A 17516-nucleotide genomic window follows, 5' to 3' on the forward strand; every position below is an offset into this window, starting at 1 on the left:
AGGGCTCAGGTTAGTCGACGGGTGCGACGCGGGCGACCCGCCACCGGCGTCGATCCGTCACGCGCGGGTCCGGCCCCGCTCGCGGGCTGACCTCAGCCGTCCGCTCCCGGGCTGGCGGACGAGCCGTCCGGCGAGGCCGGCGCGTCCGACGCCGGTTGCCCGGAGGGCGTCACCGGCGTACCGGACCGCTCCGGCCCGGGGCTGCCCGTCGGCTTCGCCGCGCCGGCCGACGGCTTCGCCGGGGCCGACGGCGCGGGGCCGGGCGCGAAGTGGGCGAGCGCGTCGTCCCGCGAGAGCGTCGGCCCCGTGGGCACGAGGGCCAGCAGCGACGCGGGTACGGCCAGCGGGGCGACCCCCTCGTAGCCCAGCGCCGACATGGCGCCGACGCCGAGCGGGTAGCGGACGCCCTGGGCGCTGATCAGGTGGACGGTGGCGCCGGGGGCGGCCGTGCCGCTCTCGCCGGACCCGGGCGTGGCCTGCACGAGCACGCCCTTGCCGCCGGGCAGCAGCACGCCCTCGGCGGTGCGCACGCCGTCGCGCGCGCTCTGCCGCACGGGCACCCCGCCGGGCGCGGCCAGCTCCGCCGGCACCCGGTCGAAGACCTCCAGTGTGGTGGTGGGCGGCCCGCCGTCGGCGCCCGCCCGGTAGGTCGCGCAGACCGCCGTCCGGCCCGCGGTGACCGGGTGCAGCGCGGGCAGGGCCTGCGGCATCCCGGCCTCCTCCGCCCGCTGGTCGGTCAGCAGCTTGCCGGCCTGCGCCGGGGTGATGTCGGTGACCTGGCCGCCGTCGCGCAGCAGCAGCAGCGCGCTGATCTCGCCGATCGCGGAGAGACCCTCCCGGGTGAGCACGTAGTGCTGACCCGCCGCCCGGAAGACCTGACCGACCTTGGCCGGGCGCTCGGTCAGGGTGCTGGCCTCGTCCTCGCCGGCGATCGTCGGCTGCCGCATGACCGGCCCGGCCGGCACGGCGTTGAGCAGCTGCTGCCCCACGGGCAGGCGGGGCGCGTTGGCCATCCGCAGCGCGGCGAGCGCGGAGTCGCCGCCCGTCACCTGCAATCGCCGGTCGCCGGTGAGCAGGTGCCGCTGGCCGTCGGCCTCCACCAGCACGGCCCGGTCGCCGAGCGGCGCACCACCGGGCAGCGGGCGGTCGATCACCACCCGGGTGCCGGAGCGGCGGGGATCGGCCGGGTCCGGAACGTCGCAGACGGACCACGGCAGGCCCGTCAGGGACTTGCGGTCCGGCAGCGCGTCGGGGGCGCCGACGATGCCGACCGTACGACCCCGGGGCCGGTCCCGGATCGACGCCTGGGACATCGTGCGGACCTGCGGGGCCGGCTCGTTGATGATCAGTCGGGCCGAGGCGTAGTTGAGGGTGGGGTGCAGCTGCCCGTCGACGAAGACGTACGTCGCCCCGGTCTCCCGCTCGATCACCAGGGTGTTCGGCTCCAGCGGCGCCGTGTTGCCGGTGAACTGCCCGTACGCGCCGACGCCACCGAGCACCACGGCCGCGGCGATGACGCTGCCGAAGACCGCCATGCCGAGCCGCCGCATCGGCAGGTTGCTGGTCTCCGGGTCGCCCGACAGCAACGCCGAGACGATCCGGCGGGTGACGAAGCGGTACGCCTGCACCTGGTCGCGGCGGGTCCGCATGACTTACCTCCGGCGGGGGTGGGTCCGCGACGAGCAGGTCCGAGTCGGTGTCGCGGGCTTCCCTACGATAAGGGGCCGTCGACGGGTCACCGGGACCAGCGCCCGACCCGATCCGGCGGACGCTCCGCCGTCCAGAAAGGGACTGTCAGCGATGACGCAGGTTCAGGCGCCACCCGGTCGTCCGGCACCGCAGCCGTCCGGCGTCGCCCAGCGGCCGGTCGTCCCGGCCGACCGGCGCGGCCGTGGTCGGATCGGGCCCGTGGCCGTGGGGCAGCTCGTGGTGCTGGAACTCTGCGCCCTGGCCGTCTGGGCGGCGCTGGGCGGGCAGGTCTGGCTGGCCGCCACCGTCGGGGTGCTGTCGCTGGCGGTGGTGGGCGCGGTCTTCGCCCGCCGGGGTGGCCGCTGGTGGTACGAGGACCTGCTGCTGCGCCGGCGGCTGCGGCGGCGTCGGGAGGCGGCCAGGAGCGCCGTTGCGGCGGGCGGCGGGACCGATCCGAGGCTGGCACCCCTGGCCCCGGAGCTGACTGTGACCGAGCTCACGGACCGCGGCACCCGCCTCGGCATCGGGCAGGACGCGCAGGGCTGGTTCGCGGCGGTGGCGTTGCAGGGCCACGCCGGGGCACCCGCCGGATCGGTCGACGCGTCGGTGCTGGACCGGGCGCTGCGCGTGCTCGCCGACTTCACCGGCCCGGTCACCCGCACCCAGGTCGTCTCGCACACCCTGGTCTGGTACCCGGCGCCGGGGGCGCCACCCGCGGCCCACCGGACGGTCTGGCTGGCGCTGCGGCTCTCCGTACGGGACGCCCGCGTCGAGACCGTCAGCCGGGGCGGCGGCATGCCCGGCGTGCACCGCACGCTCTCCGCCGGCATCGGCCGGCTGGGCAAGGCGTTGACCGGCGCCGGGCTCGCCCACCGCCCCCTCAGCCGCGACGAGCTGCGCGCAGCGGTCGTCTCGGCGGCCGGGCTGGACCTGGCGCCGGCGCCGCCGGCGGAGACCTGGACGGGGCTGCGCGGCGGCGGCTGGACCCAGCGTTGCCTGGTCCTGCGGCCCCGGGCCGACGCGCCGTTCGGCCCGTTGGTGGACGCGGTGACGGCCACGTCCGCCCCCTCGCACACCCTGGCCGTCGTGGTGCAGCCGGGCGGGCGCGTCGCCCCGCCGATGCTCCGGGTGGCGGCGCTCGACGACCACGTGGAGGCGCTGGTCAAGGCGGTACGGGAGGTGGCCCGCCGGTCCGGCGCCCCGGCCCGCCCCGTGGACGGCCAGCACGGCCCCGGCGTCTACGCCACCGCCCCGGCCGCCACCACGATCACGACCCTGCACCCGACCGACTGAGGACCGGGGACGCCGAGCGCGGGTCAGGGGCGCAGGTTGACGATCCAGCCGTAGAGGCCGACGACCCAGAAGGCCAGCGGGACCAGCGCGATGATCAGCATGATCTCCACGATGTCGAGCAGCCGGCCCCAGACCGGGGAGATCCGCTTGCCGGCCACGGTGAGCCCGTAGATCAGGCTCACCACGGCCGCGAGCACCAGGCCGCCGAGGATCAGGCCGAGGCGTACCGCCGTCGAGCCGTTGCCGAACGTGGCGGCGGCGGTCAGGCCGAGCCCGGCCGTCCCGGCGAACAGCACCGGGGTGCGCTGGGCACGGCCCAGGAACGGCCGGGCCCGCAGCAGCGACAGCAGGGCCAGCACGAGGCAGAGCAGCACCGCCGGCAGGCTGCCGTGCAGCGCGAGCACGACCTGGGCGCCGAGCACCAGCAGCGACACCGTCCAGAGCAGGCCCGTCAGGAACCCGTCGGCCCGCTCGCTGAGCTGGAGGACCTGCCGGCCGTCCACCGACTCGGTGTCGCTCTTCAGGTCGTCGGGGCCGGTCGGGATGGACGGCACCGGCAGCCGGGCCAGCCGGTACGCCGCCATCGGCAGCGCCGGCACCGCGCCGAACGCGACCGCGGCGACGACGGCCGCCGCGGCCGGCGCGTCGGTGTCGAAGGCCAGGCTGACCACTGCGCCGAGGCCGGTGCCCGCGCCGACCGCGACCGCGCCGAAGAAGAGCGGAAGCCGGTCGCCGACGGCCAGCGCGGCCACCGCCGCGCAGAGCACCACCGCCGTGGCGCCGAGGAGCACGTGCGGGGCGCCCAGCCCGGTCAGCGGGCGGTCGCCGGCGAGCAGCAGCAAACCGCCGACGCCCGCGTACGCCAGGCCGACGACCCCCAGCACCGACCCGGTCGCGCTGTCGGCGGCGGCCCGGGACAGCACGGCCGCGGAGACCACCAGGGCGACCGCGACGACCAGCGCGGCCAGCGCGCCCGGCAGGTGCGGCGGCCCGGTGAACAGCGCCGCCACCGCGCCGGCGCCGAGCGCCGCGGCGGCGAAGAGCACCGCGAAGGAACGGGTGGTGCCGACCTGCCAGGCGCCCGGGCGCTGGTTGGTGGCGGTGGCCACGGCGTCGACCACGTCGTCGAAGACGATCTCCGGCGCGGTGGCCGACCGGGGGTTGAAGTAGAGCACCTCGCCGTCGCGGACGCCGAGCTGCGTGGCGGTCCGGCCGCCGTCCAGCGGCTGGCCGCCCAGCCGGGCCAGGCTCCAGCCGCCGTGCCGCACCCCCTCGTCGGCCAGGTCCTCACCCGCGTAACGGAGCAGGGTCGGCAGCAGGTCGGCGAGCGGTACGTCCGACGGCAGCGCGAGGTCCATCCGGGTACGGGGGGCCACGATGGTGATCCGGCTCAGGCCGCCGGTCGCCGTCTTCGTCGCCACAGTGGCCTCCTCGCGCTCTCTACGATCACCCCTGGCCGGCGGCGCCGACGCACGGGTTCCTGACGCCCACGGGAGATTACCTACGATGGCGGGCACGTACGATGCCCACCCGACGACTCCGGTCGCTCGCCGAACTTCATCAGGGCCGCTTCTGGGGAGGAGACAGCCGTGAGCACGGTGGTGTTCCGCCGGCTCCCGCGTCAGCCGGGGCCTGCGCTGCCGCGAGGCGAGGTGCTGCTGGAGTCGCCTCCGGAGCTGCCCGAGCCCACCCCACGCGGGATGGGGCAGCTGCTGATGATCCTGCCGATGGTCTGCGGCGTGGGCGCCATGGCGTTCCTCTACGCCGGCCGGGGCGGCGGCACGATGACCTACATCGCCGGCGGCCTCTTCGGTGTCTCGATGCTGGGCATGGCGATCGGGTCGCTGAGCAACGGCAACAACGACAAGGCCGAGCTCAACGCCGACCGGCGCGACTACATGCGCTACCTGGCCCAGATGCGCAAGCGCACCCGGCGCGCCGCCGAGCAGCAGCGGGCGGCGATGGCCTGGCGGCACCCGGAGCCCGACGCGCTCTGGTCGATCGCCGCCTCCCGGCGGCTGTGGGAGCGGCGGATCACCGAGGACGACTTCGGCGAGACCCGGATCGCCACCGGGCCGCAGCGCCTGGCCGTGGAGATCGTCCCGCCGGAGACCAAGCCGGTCGAGGACCTGGAGCCGATGAGCGCCATCGCGCTGCGGCGCTTCGTCCGCGCCCACTCGAGCGTGCCGGACCTGCCGACCGCGCTCTCCGTACGGGCGTTCAGCCGGGTGGTCCTGCGCGGCGACCGGGAGCCGGTGCTCGACCTGACGCGGGCGGCGCTCGGCCAGCTCGCCACCTTCCACGCCCCGGACGACATGGTCGTCGCGATCGTCGCCGCGCCCGACCGGCAGCCGTCCTGGGACTGGGTGAAGTGGCTGCCGCACAACCACCACAGCGCCCGGACCGACGCGGCGGGCGCCCGCCGGATGGTCTTCGCGAGCCTCGCCGAGGCCGAGGAGGCGCTCGCCGGCGAGCTGGCCGGCCGGCCCCGGTTCGCGCCGGAGGCGAAGCCGCTGACCAGCGCGGCGCACCTCGTGGTGGTCATCGACGGCGGCGAGGTCTCGGCGGCCTGCCAGCTCATGGGGCCGGGGCTGCTCGGCGCGACCGTGATCGACCTCTCCGGCACCGTGCCCCGGGACGCCGGGCGCTGGCTGCTCTGCCTCGACGTGGGCGACGGCAGCTCCCTCGAACTGGTCCGCGGCACCTCCTCGTCGCGGCTCGGCCGGCCGGACCGGCTCACCGAGTCCGCCGCCGAGGGGCTGGCCCGGCAGATCGCCCCGTACCGGCTGTCGCAGCAGCAGACCACGTCGGAGGAGCCCCTGGCGAAGAGCATGGAGCTGCCGGACCTGCTCGGCGTCGGCGACGCCGCCGCGGTCGACGTGCAGCAGACCTGGCGCCCGCGCAGCCACCGCGACCGGCTGCGCATCCCGCTCGGCGTCGGGCCGGACGGCAACGTGGTCGAGCTGGACTTCAAGGAGTCCGCGCACGAGGGCATGGGCCCGCACGGCCTGATCATCGGCGCGACCGGCTCCGGCAAGAGCGAGCTGCTGCGCACGATCGTCGGCGCGCTGGCCGTGACGCACTCCTCCGAGGAGCTCAACTTCGTCCTGGTCGACTTCAAGGGCGGCGCCACCTTCGCCTCGCTGGACGCGCTGCCGCACACCAGCGCCGTGATCACCAACCTGGCCGACGAACTGCCGCTGGTCGACCGCATGAAGGACGCGCTGGCCGGCGAGATGACCCGCCGCCAGGAGGTGCTGCGGGCCGCCGGCAACTACGTCTCCCGCTACGACTACGAGAAGGCCCGCGCGGCCGGCGAGCCGCTGGACCCGATGCCCAGCCTGCTCATCATCTGCGACGAGTTCAGCGAACTGCTCGCCGCGAAGCCCGACTTCATCGACCTCTTCGTGATGATCGGCCGGCTGGGCCGGTCGCTCGGCGTGCACCTGCTGCTGGCCAGCCAGCGGCTGGAGGAGGGCAAGCTGCGCGGCCTCGACACCCACCTGTCGTACCGGATCGGTCTGCGTACCTTCTCGGCGGTGGAGAGCCGGATCGTGCTCGGCGTGCCCGACGCGTACGAGCTGCCCAACGCCCCCGGCCACGGCTACCTGAAGACCGACACCAGCACCATGCTGCGGTTCCGGGCCGCGTACGTGTCCGGGCCGTACCGGGCCCCGGGGCAGGCCGCCGCGTCGTCGCGGGCGCTGGTGCAGCGCCGGATCGTCCGGTACGGGGTGGACTTCGTGCCGGTGCAGAACCCGACCCTGCCGGTGCCGGACGCGCCCGAGCCGGAGCAGCCCGCCGACGGCAAGGCCGTGGCGATGCTGGACGTGCTGATCGACCGGCTGAAGGGGCGGGGCCGCCCGGCGCACCAGGTCTGGCTGCCGCCGCTGGCGGAGCCGCCCGGCCTGGGCGAGCTGCTGCCGCCGCTGAGCGTCGACCCGAGGTACGGCCTCTGCACCGCCTCGTGGCGTGGTCGCGGGCGGCTGGCCGCTCCGGTCGGCATCGTGGACCGGCCGTACGAGCAACGCCGTGACCCGATGCTCGTGGACCTGGCCGGCGCGGGCGGCAACGTGGTGATCGTCGGCGCCTCGCTCAGCGGCAAGAGCACGATGCTGCGCTCCATGCTCGCCTCGCTCGCGCTCACCCACACCCCACGCGAGGTGCAGTTCTTCTGCCTGGACTTCGGTGGCGGCGCGCTGCGCAGCCTGGACGGGCTGCCGCACACGGCCGGCGTGGCCGGGCGGCGGGACACCGAGGCGGTACGCCGTACGGTGGCCGAGGTGGTGGCCGTCCTGGACGAGCGGGAGAACCGGTTCGCCCAGCACGGCATCGACTCGGTGGCGAGCTACCGCCGCCGCCGGGCGGCCGGGGAGTTCGCCGACGACCCGTTCGGCGACGTCTTCCTCGTCGTCGACGGCTGGAACACCCTGCGCCAGGAGTACGAGGAGCTGGAGCAGACGATCACCACCCTGGCCAACCGTGGCCTGGGCTTCGGCGTGCACGTGGTGCTGACCGCCGTGCGGTGGGCGGAGATCCGGATCAACATGCGGGACCTGCTCGGCACGAAGCTGGAGCTGCGTCTCGGTGACGCCAACGAGTCGGAGATCGACCGGCGGGCGGCGGCGAACGTCCCGACCGGCTCGCCCGGCCGGGGTCTGACCCGCGACAAGCTGCACTTCCTGACCGCCATCTCCCGGATCGACGGCCGGCGCGACATCGACGACCTGACCGAGGCGTCCATCGCCCTGTCCCGGCACGTCGCGGAGGCCTGGAAGGGCCAGCCGGCGCCGAAGGTACGGCTGCTGCCGCGCAGGCTGCCCCTCAGCGAGCTGGCCCGGGTCGTGGACCGCTCGGCGCCGGGCCTGCCGATCGGCGTCAACGAGTCGGCGCTGGCCCCGGTCTACCTGGACCTCGCCAACGAGCCGCACCTGACGGTCTTCGGCGACGCCGAGTGCGGCAAGACCAACCTGCTGCGGCTGATCGCGCGGGGCATCACGGAGCGGTACACGCCGGCGCAGGCCCGGCTGGTCATCGCCGACTACCGGCGCGGGCTGCTCGGTGCGGTCGAGGGTGACCACCTGCTCGACTACGCGCCGTCGAACCAGGTGTTCGCGCAGGGGCTCGCCTCGATCCGCAGCGCGCTGTCCAACCGGCTGCCCGGCCCGGACGTCACCACCGCGCAGCTGCGCGACCGCAGCTGGTGGAAGGGGCCGGACCTCTACATCCTGGTCGACGACTACGACCTGGTCGCCTCGGGCGGGAACAATCCGCTCAGCGCCCTGCACGAGCTGCTGCCCCAGGCTCGCGACATCGGCCTGCACCTGATCGTCACCCGGCGCGCGGGTGGCGTGGCCCGGGCGCTCTACGAGCCGGTCCTGCAACGCCTGCGCGAGCTGGACCAGCCCGGCCTGCTGATGTCCGGCAACCGGGAGGAGGGCGCGGTCTTCGGCACGCTGCGGCCGAGCCCGCAACCGCCCGGCCGGGGCACCCTGGTGCGCCGCCGCGACGGCCAGCAGCTCATCCAGACGGCCTGGTCGGAGCCGGCCTGAGGGGCGCCCACCGATGCGGCGGTCGGCGGGACCGCCCCGGTGTGACGGCATCCGGTAACCTGCGGCACGAGCGTCGCAGCCGACGAGAGGACCGTTTTGAGCACATCGTGGACGCCCGGCGGCATGGGCGGGGCCGGTCTGGAGGGCATCCTGCGTCAGGCGCAGGAGCAGCAGCGCCGGCTCGCGGACTTCCAGCGGCAGCGCGCCGAGCTGCGGATCGTCGGGGAGAGCCCGGACGGCCTGGTCCAGGTCACCGTCGACGGCGACATGAAGGTCGGCGACATCCAGATCGACGCCCGGGCGATGCGGCTGGACAGCTTCAGCCTGGCCGAGTCGCTCCAGGCCGCCATCGACGCCGCCTACGACGCGCACGCCGAGCGGCAGCGCGAGCTGCTGGAGGAGATGCTCGGCGGTGCCGACCTGGTCCGGCGGGCCGAGGCGGGCAAGGTCACCCCCGAGGAGTGGTTCCAGCAGTTCGGGGTGGATCTCAACGACCCGCTGCGCCGGCTGCGCGGCTGACGAGAGGGAGGGTCCCGTGGCCAACGTCGTCGACGTCGACGCCATCCGCAAGGCCGGGCAGAAGCTCGCGGCCGCCGACGGCCCGATGGCCTACCTGCGCAACGCGCAGCGGGCACTGGAGGGCGTCAAGCTGTCGGGCATGTCCATGACGCTGCTCGGCCTGTCCGCCGTCAGCGCGCACAACGATGCCGTCGACGGTCACCTCGACAACCTGCGCACCGGCGTCGAGCACCTGGAGAGGGCCGCCGCCAACCTCGAACAGAGCGCGCTCAACTGGGAGAAGTCGGACCAGCCCTGGGTGGTCAAGTGACCTCGCGGGTGCGGGACGTAGGGAGGGCTCGATGCCGGAGATCCTGATCGCGAATTCCTCGGGCTCGGTGGTGGGGACGCACAGCGTCGCCGCGCAGACCGCGCCGGTCCGCTCGCTGGCCGGGGCGGCCCGGGCCAACTGGGTGTGGCTGGTCGGCGCCGCCTTCCTGACCGCCGCCATCATCCACCTCGAGACGTTCGACAACGACGAGGTCAACCAGTCCATCAAGGAGTGGGGCGACGCGGCCCGCTTCCTGGGCGGCGACCAGTTCGGCGCGGCGCTGGAGAGCGTGATCCCGTCCAGCGAGGAGTGGGACTTCGACGACCGGGACGCGTTCGACGCCTTCGTGCAGAAGCTGAACGCCGAGATCGGGGCGCTCGCGGAGGCGCTCAACGCCAACAAGGACGCGCTGACCGCCGTCCGCGACCACTTCAACGCCTCGATCGACGCCCTGGTCGGCGCGCTGGTGCCGATCCTCATCGCGGTCATCGCGGCCGTGGCCCTCCAGGCGTTCCCCGCGACCGCGCCGCTGGCGCAGGCGATCGGGGTGGCCGGCCTCACCGCCACCGCGGCGATCCTCGGGCTCATCTTCACGGACATCGGCGCGCTGTTCTCCACGGTGGCGTCGGCGTTCCGTGGTAACAGTCAGTACAACTTCGTCTCGGACTCGCGCCCGGGCTGGGCGACCGGCGACGCCGACCCCGACATCCAGGACATCCAGATCGACTGGGTGCAGGACCCGGGCTTCTACCGGGCCTGACCGACCGGGCCGAGAGGTGGGGGCCACCGTGTGGCAGAGCATGTTGTTCGGGTACGCGCTGGTGACCATCCCGGTCTTCATCGTCCTGGGGCTGGTCGCGCAGCTCACCCGGTCGCGCCTGGCCCGCAGGGCGATGGAACTCGTCCTGCTCAGCGGGGTGGCGGCATTCGCGGTGGCCCTCGGCACCCTCGCCGACGACGCGGTGCAGTGGCTGCTCGCATCGATGCTCGCCCTGACCTTCGTGGTCGGGGTGGTGCTGCACGTGCGCTCGTACTCCCGCTCCGGATAGGTGCGAGGGGCCGCTCCGGCGGCGGTCGGGCGACCCACTCGGGGCAGGGCTGCGGGGCATGGACACCGTCCGCTACGGTCTTGACTGAGTGTCCGTCGGTGGGGTGATTGCCTTGCGGCGGGGGAGGACGCGGCGACTGCGCCGCCACAAGAAGACGGAAGGGTGTGAAGCATGGCGTTCGAGGTCGAAGCAGCGACTCTGCATACCGCCGCGGGTGACGTGCGCTCCACGCGCAGCGATGTCGACGGCGAGCTGAAGAAGCTGTGGAACGTGGTCGACGACCTGGCCATCGCCTGGAAGGGGCAGGCGTCCACCGGCTTCCAGTCGCTCATGCAGCGCTGGAACGAGGACACGGGCAAGCTGCTGACGGCGATGGACAACATCGCCGACCTGCTCGACAAGTCGGGTACGACGCACCAGGTCAACGACGAAGAGCAGCAGCAGATGCTGGACAAGTTCCACTCTGCACTCAACCCGTGATCCGCCGAGACGAGCAGAGGAGGAACTCATGAGCATCAAGGTCGACTACGCGGTCCTCGAGAGCAGCAACCAGCAGATGATGGCCATCTCGAAGACCATCGACGAGAAGCTGGACACGCTGCGTTCGATGCTGTCGAAGCTCCAGTGGGACGGCGAGGACCGTGCCGCCTACGAGCAGCACCAGGCGCAGTGGGACGCCGCCGTCCGGGATATCAACAAGATCCTGAACGACATCGGTGGCGCCGTGGGCATCGCCCGCGAGAACTACGTCAGCACCGAGATGAGCAACGCCAAGGCGTGGAACTGACACAGTCGCCGACGCGGCTCCGGTCCGGTTCGACCGGGCCGGAGCCGCGTCGCGTTGTGCGCCGATAGGTCCTGGGAGAATCATGCGTGCGGGCAAGCCTTCGCGGTCCAAGCTCCGGCTGGCCGTCGCGGCGCTGGCGGTGGTCGTCGTCGGCGCCGGTTCCGGTCCACTGGCCGCGCCGGCCCCGGCCCGCGCCGACACGGTGCGCGGCCTCCAGTGGTACCTCGACACCCTGAAGATCCCGCAGGCCCACAAGCTCACCAAGGGCAGGGGCGTGACCGTCGCGGTCATCGACACCGGGGTCAACCCCAACCTGCCGGACCTGCGCGGTCAGGTCCTGCCGGGCAAGGGCATCGGTTCCGGGACGGCGGCCGACGGTCGCCGCGACGACGACGCCAGGAAGGCCCACGGTTCGGCGATGGCCGGGATCATCGCGTCCCGGGGCGGTGGCGCGATGCGGCACCTGGGCATCGCCCCGGAGGCGAAGATCCTACCCGTCGCGATGGGTGACTCCTTCGATTCGGCAGACCTCTCGAAGGGCATCCGCTGGGCGGCCGACGCCGGCGCCGACGTGATCAACATGTCCGTCGGGACGGGCACGGCGGCGACCCCCGACGAGATCGCCGCCGTCCGCTACGCCCTGGACAAGGACGTCGTGCTGATCGCCTCGGCCGGCAACCGGCTGCAGAACGACCGCGTCGTCACCAGCCCCGCCAACATCCCCGGCGTCATCGCGGTGACCGGGCTGGCGAAGAACGGCGAGTTCTTCGCGCAGAGCGCCACCGGTCGGGAGGCCGTGCTCGCCGCGCCGATGCAGGAGATCATCTCTCCCCGGTCCGCGTCCGTGTCGTCCAACGGTTACGGCATCGGCAGCGGCACGAGCGACGCCGCCGCCATCACCTCCGGGGTGGCGGCGCTGGTCCGCGCCAAGTACCCGGACCTCGACGCGGCCAACGTGGTGAACCGGCTGATCCGCACCGCCCGCGACCTGGGCCCGGCCGGCCGCGACAGTCAGCACGGCTTCGGCGCGGTCGACCCGCTCGCCGCGCTGACGCGATCGGTGCCGGCGGTCGACGCGCACCCGCTGCTCGCCGGCGCCCCGGACGGCGCCGCCCCGTCCGCGGGCGCGGCCACGCCGCAGAAGGACGACGGGCCGGCGGTGTCGATCAGCATGAAGAAGGACACCGGCGCGCTGGTGCAGGGGGCGCTCTGCCTGCTCGTGCCCGTCGCGTTGCTGATCCTCGTGATCGTGCTGGTGCGCCGGTCCCGCCGGAAGGCGGCCGTCGCCCGGCCCGGCCCGCCGGGTTACCCGCCGCCCGGCGGCCCGCCCGGCTATCCGCCGCCGGGCTATCCGCAGGCCGGTCCGCCCGGTTACCCGCCGCCCCCCGGCCACCCGCCGGCCGGCGGCGCCCCGGGAGGATCGCACGGCAACCCGCAGTTCGGCGCGCCCGGCTATCCGCCGCCCGGCGGGGCACCGGGCACGCCCGCACCGCCCCAGGCGGGACCCCCGCCCGGGTACGGCCCGACGCCCACCGGCGGCACCCACCCGTACGGTGCGCCGCCGGCACCACCTCCGCCGGCCCCCGGCGGACACCAGCAGTAAGCCACATTGTCAGTCGGCGACGGGGAGGAACCGATGACGGACGATAGGACGGACCAGCCGGAGGAGATCCGGGTGGACACCCCATACATGCCCATCACCCCGCTGGCACCCACCGTGCATGTCAGCGGCATCACGATGGACAACGTCAACCGGGCGCAGACCCCCTCCGGCCTGGTGCCGGGGTCGGGCGAGAGCGGCGACAACACGGAGTGGGACGCGTCCAGCCTGGACAAGGCCATCGAGTGGTTGGAGTCGCACGCCTCGTTTCTCAACAAGCAGTCGTACACGATGGTCGAGATCCAGGACCGGATGGGCGGCGCGGCGGCGTCGGGTGGCATGAACGGCGTGGGGGGCGGGGCGACGAGCCCGCTCGGCGCCTTCGACCGGGCGGGCGACCTGGCCCGCAAGCACGGCAGCCTCTTCACCACCACGCAGCAGAGCGTCCGCAAGCTCGCCGAGGACCTCTACCAGGCCGCCAACGCGCTGCGCGAGGTCAAGGAGAACTACGAGACGGCGGAGAAGGCGAACGCCATGTCCGCCGCCGAGATGGAGCGCGCCTTCAGCCAAGCCGCCACCAACGGATCCAACGGCTGATCGGGAGGGTGACAGGATGCCGAGCTGGGAAGAGATGTGCCAGCAGATCGTCGTCGCGGGCAGGCCGGGCGACGTCACCAGCGCCGCCCTGGGCTGGGAGCAGCTGCTGAAGAACCTGAACTCCGTCAAGGAGAGCCTGGAGACGAACGTCGCCGATCTCGGTGAGGTGTGGAAGGGCCCGGCGTACGAGTCCTTCAAGACCCACGTCAAGCAGATCGCCACGGACACGGGCCGGGTCGTCGACGACGCCGAGAAGCACAACGGCATCGTCCAGTCGCTGAAGACCGCCGCCGACAAGCTGAGCGCCGCGCAGGCCGAGTTCCCCATCCCCGCGAGCTGCGTCAACGACGTGCTGGAGGCGCGCAACGGCCGCATCGTGATCGACACGGGCCTCTTCGAGATGAAGGTCAAGCCCGACTTCCTGGGCCTGCTCGACCCGCTCACCTCGCTCGCCGACTGGCTCAACGACAAGTCCGACGAGGCGGCCAAGGTCTACAACCAGGTCAGCGGCGAATACGTGACCATCGACTCGGGCACGCCCGGCCAGACCACGCCGGGCACCACCCAGTCGCCGGACGTGCAGACCCCGGACCTCGGCGGCGGCCCCGGCGCCGGCAGCACCGGCGGCGCGCCCAGCATGGGCGGGATGCCCTCGACCGGTGGCATGCCGGGCGGTGGCATGCCGTCGCTCAGCGGGGCCGGCGTGCCCGAGACCGGGACCACCGGGATCGGCTCCACCGCGCACCCCGGCCTGACCACTGGCGGCTACGACCCGAGCGGTGGTTACGACCCCAACGGTGGCTACGACCCGAGCACGGGCAGCCTCGCCGACGACTACGGCAGCGGTCTGGCCGGTGCCGGCGCTCCGACGGTCCCCGCGCTCGGCGGCGGTGGCGGTGGCGGCGGCCTGCCCGGCACCACCGGGCTCGGCGGCGGTGGCGGTGGCGGGCTGGGCGGCGGGGGCGTCATCCCGGGCGGCGGCTCGCTCGGCCGGCCGGTGAGCCCCAACATGGGCCCGATGATGGGCGGCGGCGCGGCCGGCGCCAATCGCGGTGGCGGCCGGGGCGCTGGTGGCAAGCTCGGCGCCGGCGGCAAGCTCGGTGCGGGTGGCATGGGCCCGATGATGGGCGGCGCGGCCGGTGGGGCCGGCCGTGGCGGCGGGCGCGCGGGTGCCGCCGGCGTGGGCGCCAAGGGCGTCGGTGCGGGCGCGCGGGGCGTCGGTGGCATGGCCGGCATGGGCGCCGGCTACGGCGAGGAGGAGACCCCTCGCAACACCTGGCTGGAGGAGGACGAGGACGTCTGGGGCGCGGACGGCGGCGGTACGCCGGGCATCCTGCGCTGACGGAGTCACGCCGAGCGCCGTCCACCGCACCGGTGGGCGGCGCTCGACGTTGTCCGGGCGGGATCGGGGCGGTGCGGGAGAAGGGCGTCAGCCGGTCGTGGCGTCCGTTGCGGACGGGCGGCGGCCCGGGCGCCAGCCCCGGCGTCGCCCGCGGATCAGGATCGGCTTGACGGACAGCAGCAGCGCGGCGACGAGCGCGCCGACGACGGCGGCCCAGACCGCGACGGTGCCCTGCCAGGCGAGCGGGTCCTCGGTGGAGGGCGGTGCCGGCATCGCGCCGGCCGGCGGGTCGGTACGGGTGCCGAGCACGGTCGCCACCGCCCGGTACGGGTTCACCACCCCGTGGCCGACCTCGGCGTTCTTCCCCTCGGGCGGGCTGTCGGCCGTCCGGATCAGCCGGTCGGCGACCTGCTCCGGGTCGAGGTCGGGGTGGGCGGCCCGGACCAGCGCGGCCACCCCGGAGACGTACGCGGCGGCGAAGCTGGTGCCGCCCTGCGGCTCGGCGAGGAAGCCCTCGCCCCCGGGGGCCGGGCCGAGGATGTTCAGCCCGGGTGCCGCGAGGTCGACGTAGTCCCCGCTGACCGAGCTGCCCACGTGACCGCCTTCCTCGTCCACCCCGGCGACCGCGATCACTCCCGGGTAGGCAGCCGGGAACGCGGGCCTGTCCTGCTGGTTCTCCTGGCGGTTGCCGGCGGCGGCCACCACGACCACCCCCTCGTCGAGGGCGTAGCGGACGGCGTCGGCGAGGTCCTGCCGGTCCAGGGTCACCAGCGACAGGTTGATCACGTCGGCGCCGTTCTGCACCGACCAGCGGATCGCCTCGGCGATCTGCCCCGGCAGCCCCTCGTCGGCGGTGGTCCTGGTGTCGGGCAGGACGCGTACCGGGAGGATCCTGGCCTGCGGCGCGATGCCGCTGAACGACGCGCCGGTGCCCTCCTTCCCGGCGATGATGCCGCCGACGATGGTGCCGTGGCCGGCGAGGTCGCAGCGGCCCTGCTGCTGCGGCAGGCCGTTGAAGTCCCGGCCCGCCTTGACCTGGCCCTTCAGGGCGGGATGGAGGGCGGAGACGCCGGAGTCGATGACCGCCACCGTGATGCCGGCGCCCCGGGAGATCCGCCAGGCCGACGAGGGTTCGAGTCTCCTCAGCGGCCACGGCGTCTCGGCGGGGGCGGCGACGCCGGGGGGCCCGCAGCGGGGGACCGCCGCCGAGGCGGGCGACGGGGCGATGACGGCGGTGCCGAGCAGGACCGCGGCCGCTCCACCGAGGACCGCGCGGGCACCGCGCCCGCCTCGGCGGGCCGGCCCGGTCCCGCCCGGTCGGAAACTCTCGCGCACGCGGTGAGATTACCGCCGAGGGCCGGAGCGGCGTGCCGCCGCCCGGACCCCTCGTCAGGAACGCTCGCTGGCCTCGGCCGGCTCCTGGTCGTCGGCGAAGAGGGCGAGGAGGGCGCCGACCTGCCGGTCCGCTTCGGCGGGGTGTCGGAACCGCCCGGCGGGGTTGAGCGTGTACTCGTTGCGTCGGCCCACCCGGGTGCGGTTCAGGTAGCCGCCGGCCTCCAGGTCGGCGACGATCGCCTGCGCGGCCCGCTCGGTGACGCCCACCTCGTCGGCGACGTCGCGGAGCCGGGCGGTGGGGTTGCGGGCGATGGCGAGCAGCACGTGCCCGTGGTTGGTGAGGAAGGTCCAGTTGCGGGTGCTCCCGTTCTCCCCTGTCGTCGCCATGCCCGCCATCGTATGGCCCCTGCTTCGTGTTTTCCTGCGCGCCCTCGCGGCCGAGGGACGCGCGGAGGCCCGGCCGCCGTCGCACCGGGCCCGCCGGACATATGAAATGCATATCACGCATCCCTTGACGTATCTTGCAGTGCGTGTGACGGTGGTGGCAGCCCGCGTCCAGCGTCGGCCCGGGTGACCAGGCCGTTCACGCGAGGTAGCGAGGTGTGGGATGAGTCGTCCCGGATCGCCAGGAACCCAACCGGGCCCGGAGCGGACGCTCCCGGCGCCGGCCACGGGCGGGACCCCGGCCGACGTCGGCACCGCGTTCGCCGTCCCCGCGAGTCCCGAGCAGGCGCTCGCCGAGCTGCACGCCGGTAACCGGCGGTTCGTGACCGGCGCCCCGCGCCACCCCAACCAGGACGCCGGGCACCGCGCCGCGGTCGCCGACGGGCAGCACCCCTTCGCGGTGATCGTCGGTTGCTCCGACTCCCGGCTCGCCGCCGAGATCATCTTCGACCGCGGCCTCGGTGACCTCTTCGTGGTCCGCACCGCCGGGCACACCATCGGTCCCGAGGTGCTGGGCAGCGTGGAGTACGCCGTCACGGTCCTGGGCACGCCGCTGGTGGTGGTGCTCGGGCACGACTCCTGCGGGGCCGTCCAGGCGGCGCGTACGGCGGCCGCCACTGGCACCCCGCCGGTCGGGCACCTGTGCGCCGTGGTGGACGCCGTGGTGCCCAGCCTGCGCCGGGCCGCCGCCGAGGGCGTGGACGACATCGACGGGATCGTCGACATCCACATCGCGCACACCGTCGAGGCGATGCTGGGCCGCTCCGCCGTCCTCGCCGCGGAGGTGGCCGCCGGCCGTTGCGGGGTGGTCGGCATGTCGTACCGGCTGACCGCCGGCGAGGTGCGGACGGTGGCCGAGGTGCCCGCCGCTGCGGCCGACGCGCCGGAGGCGGCGGCCAGCGCCGCGCTCGCCTGAACAACCATCCACCCACCGCCCGCCCGTCACCGCCCTGGCGGGCGGGTCCGTACGACGAAACAGGGCCGCCCCGCGTTCGGCGG

At 74.3% G+C, this 17516-nt stretch carries 16 protein-coding genes; 12 read left to right on the forward strand and 4 right to left on the reverse strand.

Annotation, left to right across the window (positions count from 1 at the left end):
- Positions 1 to 92: 92 nt before the first annotated feature.
- Entirely contained in the window at positions 93 to 1649 is a 1557-nt protein-coding gene (gene eccB / locus ABZ573_RS02195) for a type VII secretion protein EccB (RefSeq protein WP_151456011.1), read from the reverse strand.
- Positions 1650 to 1800: 151 nt separating this feature from the next.
- Between eccB and ABZ573_RS02200 the strand changes: the two genes are divergently transcribed.
- On the forward strand, positions 1801 to 2982 hold the full coding sequence (locus ABZ573_RS02200) for a type VII secretion protein EccE (protein WP_358114807.1): 1182 nt from the start codon (positions 1801 to 1803) through the stop codon (positions 2980 to 2982).
- Between the two features lie 23 nt (positions 2983 to 3005).
- Here the strand turns inward: ABZ573_RS02200 and eccD are convergent, their stop codons facing one another.
- Positions 3006 to 4403, reverse strand: coding sequence for a type VII secretion integral membrane protein EccD (gene eccD, locus ABZ573_RS02205; protein ID WP_151456009.1), 1398 nt, complete (start codon positions 4401 to 4403; stop codon positions 3006 to 3008).
- A gap of 168 nt (positions 4404 to 4571) precedes the next feature.
- On the opposite strand from eccD, the gene eccCa reads away from it, so the two are divergent.
- The 10 genes from eccCa to ABZ573_RS02255 all read left to right on the forward strand — a co-directional run bounded on the left by eccCa (position 4572) and on the right by ABZ573_RS02255 (position 14738).
- Positions 4572 to 8534 (forward strand): type VII secretion protein EccCa, encoded by a 3963-nt coding sequence (eccCa, locus tag ABZ573_RS02210; RefSeq protein ID WP_151456008.1) that lies wholly within the window; start codon positions 4572 to 4574, stop codon positions 8532 to 8534.
- A 96-nt stretch (positions 8535 to 8630) separates the two neighbouring features.
- Complete coding sequence (locus ABZ573_RS02215; protein ID WP_225852345.1) at positions 8631 to 9053, forward strand: YbaB/EbfC family nucleoid-associated protein; 423 nt, start codon at positions 8631 to 8633, stop codon at positions 9051 to 9053.
- Positions 9054 to 9069: 16 nt separating this feature from the next.
- Positions 9070 to 9363, forward strand: coding sequence for a hypothetical protein (locus tag ABZ573_RS02220; protein WP_121396953.1), 294 nt, complete (start codon positions 9070 to 9072; stop codon positions 9361 to 9363).
- Between the two features lie 31 nt (positions 9364 to 9394).
- Positions 9395 to 10123 (forward strand): hypothetical protein, encoded by a 729-nt coding sequence (locus ABZ573_RS02225; protein WP_132231854.1) that lies wholly within the window; start codon positions 9395 to 9397, stop codon positions 10121 to 10123.
- A gap of 28 nt (positions 10124 to 10151) precedes the next feature.
- On the forward strand, positions 10152 to 10412 hold the full coding sequence (locus tag ABZ573_RS02230) for a hypothetical protein (RefSeq protein ID WP_327030340.1): 261 nt from the start codon (positions 10152 to 10154) through the stop codon (positions 10410 to 10412).
- A 171-nt stretch (positions 10413 to 10583) separates the two neighbouring features.
- The gene (locus ABZ573_RS02235) at positions 10584 to 10892 is read left to right on the forward strand and encodes a WXG100 family type VII secretion target (RefSeq protein WP_089002280.1); all 309 of its coding nucleotides are present in this window, start codon (positions 10584 to 10586) and stop codon (positions 10890 to 10892) included.
- A 28-nt stretch (positions 10893 to 10920) separates the two neighbouring features.
- Positions 10921 to 11199: a WXG100 family type VII secretion target gene (locus ABZ573_RS02240; RefSeq protein ID WP_101413905.1), complete on the forward strand. Its 279-nt coding sequence runs from the start codon at positions 10921 to 10923 to the stop codon at positions 11197 to 11199.
- An 82-nt stretch (positions 11200 to 11281) separates the two neighbouring features.
- Entirely contained in the window at positions 11282 to 12802 is a 1521-nt protein-coding gene (locus ABZ573_RS02245) for a S8 family serine peptidase (RefSeq protein WP_358114813.1), read from the forward strand.
- 33 nt (positions 12803 to 12835) lie between these two features.
- Positions 12836 to 13396: a hypothetical protein gene (locus ABZ573_RS02250; protein WP_132231850.1), complete on the forward strand. Its 561-nt coding sequence runs from the start codon at positions 12836 to 12838 to the stop codon at positions 13394 to 13396.
- A gap of 16 nt (positions 13397 to 13412) precedes the next feature.
- Entirely contained in the window at positions 13413 to 14738 is a 1326-nt protein-coding gene (locus ABZ573_RS02255) for a hypothetical protein (RefSeq protein ID WP_327030342.1), read from the forward strand.
- A gap of 87 nt (positions 14739 to 14825) precedes the next feature.
- Here the strand turns inward: ABZ573_RS02255 and mycP are convergent, their stop codons facing one another.
- Entirely contained in the window at positions 14826 to 16073 is a 1248-nt protein-coding gene (gene mycP, locus ABZ573_RS02260; RefSeq protein WP_327030343.1) for a type VII secretion-associated serine protease mycosin, read from the reverse strand.
- Positions 16074 to 16127: 54 nt separating this feature from the next.
- Entirely contained in the window at positions 16128 to 16469 is a 342-nt protein-coding gene (locus ABZ573_RS02265) for a MarR family winged helix-turn-helix transcriptional regulator (RefSeq protein ID WP_151457619.1), read from the reverse strand.
- Between the two features lie 211 nt (positions 16470 to 16680).
- Here ABZ573_RS02265 and ABZ573_RS02270 point away from each other — a divergent pair, with 211 nt between their 5' ends.
- Positions 16681 to 17433, forward strand: coding sequence for a carbonic anhydrase (locus ABZ573_RS02270; protein WP_151457618.1), 753 nt, complete (start codon positions 16681 to 16683; stop codon positions 17431 to 17433).
- The last annotated feature ends 83 nt before the right edge of the window (positions 17434 to 17516 follow it).

Source organism: Micromonospora sp. NPDC007220, from assembly GCF_040634035.1.
GTDB classification, from domain to species: domain Bacteria; phylum Actinomycetota; class Actinomycetes; order Mycobacteriales; family Micromonosporaceae; genus Micromonospora; species Micromonospora reichwaldensis.